Annotated in this window: 2 protein-coding genes; both read right to left on the reverse strand. The window is 64.9% G+C overall.

Translation table 11 applies throughout. The features are described 5' to 3' along the window. Nucleotides 1-1,471, reverse strand: a 1,471-nt coding sequence (locus tag ACO41U_RS10440; RefSeq protein WP_485943800.1) for a hypothetical protein, incomplete at its 3' end; no start/stop codon positions are given. Nucleotides 1,472-1,896: 425 nt separating this feature from the next. Next, complete coding sequence (locus tag ACO41U_RS10445) at nt 1,897-2,052, reverse strand: Synerg-CTERM sorting domain-containing protein (RefSeq protein WP_485943802.1); 156 nt, start codon at nt 2,050-2,052, stop codon at nt 1,897-1,899. Nucleotides 2,053-2,070 lie beyond the last annotated feature (18 nt).

Genomic DNA, 2,070 nt, shown 5'->3' on the forward strand with positions numbered 1-2,070 from the left:
CAAGCTTCACGACGCCGCTGTCGGAGTCCGCCCTCAGATCGTCCCGGGTCAGCCCGGTCCGGGAGAGCGCCTCTGTCGCCGCCTTCAGCCCTTCCGTCTGGCCGGACGCCGCAAAGTATTCCGGTTTCACGGCCTGGATGCCATCGGGGGAACCGCTCGGAAGGCTGGGCGCGACACCGGACTCCGGCCGGCCGGGCTGTGGTGTGGGCGACGGAGACGGGCTTGGTGACGGACTCGGGGACGGGCTCGGATTGGGGGACGGGGACGGCGGGTTCACCGGGCCGGTCGGGAGGGAGATCGCCGTGTAGGCCGAAATGTTCCCGCCCAGAGCGTTGGCGTCGAACTCTCTCCAGTTCGTTCCGTCGTAGCGCCACAGGCTGTAGCCCACGCCCGCCCACAGGTAGTTTCGCTCCGGGTCGTAGACCAGCCCCATCCGATAGCCGTACTTCCCTTTGAAGTCCCGCAGCAGCGTGCCCAGGTCGCCGGCAGCCAGACGCTCCGCCGTCGTCTCGTAGACGCGGATGCTGTAGCCCGGCTTGTACTCCTCCTCGGAGACCCACTGCGTGGCCTGGACATAGATCTTACCCCACGCCGACGCGACCGCCCCGAACATGTGGCTGAAGGTGGGGTCCTTCTCCTTCATCCTTCTTGCCGTCACTGGCGCGGAGACTTCCATCGTGTCCAAGTTCACGATCTCCACGCAGGAGTCGGGATTGTACGTGTTTCCGAAGGGCTGGACCCCGCCCAGCGTGGCCACGTAGAGAAGGTTCCCCTGCCGGATGTAGGCGCCGGGGGTGAAGCCGTCCAGGTTCTTGCCCAGCATCGGCTTGTTCGCCAGAACGTTCAGGTCCTTGTCCAGCTTCACCAGCCGGTTTGGCGCATAGCCGCCACCCGCGATGTTCCACACGTCGTGCCCCTCGGTGAAGATGGCGTAGAGCGCATCCCCATAGGCAACCAGCCCCTCGCCGTGGGCCTTGTTACCGGAGGAGGACGGCGTGTAGAGGTACGTCTTGTCCTCCGTGTACCGGTCCCCACGGGTCGACACGCGGTTGATCGTAGGGATGTCATAGGCCGTGCCGTAGAGGTATCCTCCCGAGGTCACCAGAATCCGGGTGTTGTGCAGCGAAGTGCCCGCCTCCTGGGGGCGGTTCCAGGTCTGGGGGACCTTCCAGTTCTCCTTGGGACCGGGGTTGTGGATGTTGATGACGTCCGTGCCGTTCAGGGTGTAGAGGGTGATCGCGACGCGGAAATTGCCGTCCGCGTTGACAAAGGGGTAGATGCCCTGCCCCTGGTTGCCCCCCATGTTGCTGACCAGGGGATGGATGGGCGCCCCATCCCCAAGGACGATCCCCAGTGCCGTGTTGGCGTAGCTGTTGTCCTGCCGCGTGAAGATCAACTCGGCCCCTGCCGGGGCAACCGGGAACGCCAGCGCCACGATTAACGCCAGAATTGCAAAGAACCGCTTTCTCATTTCTACCACCATCCTCTTAATAGTGTCATTGCCTCCCCTGGAAAGGGAGGTGCCGAACGGAGAGAGGCGGAGGGGTTCGGCCAGACGACACGACTTACGGACGACAACAGGCGGTCGGCGTCGTGTCGGTCGGCCGAGGGCGAAGGAAGTCCGGGGGACTTCCGCAGCTCGACCAGACGACCGGTCTCACGCAAGCCGATCTTTCGGGAGGATTGCGACGGCCGGTCGGTCGGCTGTGCCGAAAGAGGACAATTTATTGTCGTCTTTCGGCGTTGGCGGGAGATATTAGACAGGCGCGTCTTATGAAAAACACTCGCCGCCCCTACACCCCTCCCCTTCGGGGAGCCTTCCGGCTACCGTTCGCTACCGCTCACGGGCCGTCAGTCCCAGCCCCTCCGGGGCAGCCCCCCTTACAGGGGGGCCAATTATTTCCGCTTCAGTGCAGCTGGAACAACTGCAGCGAGCAGCAGCCAGCCAAGGCCAGCGTTACACCCGCCACCGCCGCCGCTGTCCTTCCCGCCGGGGCCCGGTTCAGGCTCCGAGTCGCCCGTCAGCGACAGCAGCGCCAGCGGGTCCACCACCTTGCCGTTCGCCTCGCC

It is taken from the genome of Fretibacterium sp. (assembly GCF_057312375.1).